Annotated in this window: 1 protein-coding gene; it reads left to right on the plus strand. The window is 62.3% G+C overall.

The window, feature by feature from the left end; translation table 11 throughout:
- On the plus strand, positions 1–344 hold a 344-nt coding region (locus ACFWPJ_RS33325; protein ID WP_378857577.1), incomplete at its 5' end, for an FAD-dependent oxidoreductase.
- Positions 345–528 lie beyond the last annotated feature (184 nt).

The raw sequence follows: 528 nt of genomic DNA on the forward strand, positions 1-528 counted from the left end.
CTGCCTACTGCCTCAAATCCAACGCCGCGACACTGGACGCGCTGGACCCACGCGATCGGCACACCGCTGTCCTCGAAACGATCGCCGCCCTGCACCCGGACATTCCTGCTGCCGCGGAACCCTCCGACGTGCAATCGATCTCGTGGTCACAGGTCGCGCATCTACAAGGCGCGTGGGTCAACTGGCCCAGCTATGAACATCACGCCTACACGAGGCTCGCTGCGGGGATGGGTTCGGTCCAGCTCGCGGGCGACTGGCTCAACCCTCTGACTGCATGGATGTCGGGCGCGTTCGCTTCTGCCACCTCTGCCATGCTCAATCTCATGAAAACCGTTGAAAGGTAACCAGAATGACCAGAATCCTCATCATCGGCTCGGACCGGTACGCGGTCGAAACGGCCGTCGAACGCGGCTATGACGTGGTCGTGGCACGGAACCTCAGCGCGACCCGCACCGGATTGCTGACCTTTCCTCCCAGCGTCCAGGAGATCAGTGTGAGCAACCAGGTCGATGTGGAAGCCGTCGCCAC

The sequence above is a fragment of the Nocardia sp. NPDC058497 genome (genome assembly GCF_042720195.1).
Lineage (GTDB): Bacteria > Actinomycetota > Actinomycetes > Mycobacteriales > Mycobacteriaceae > Nocardia.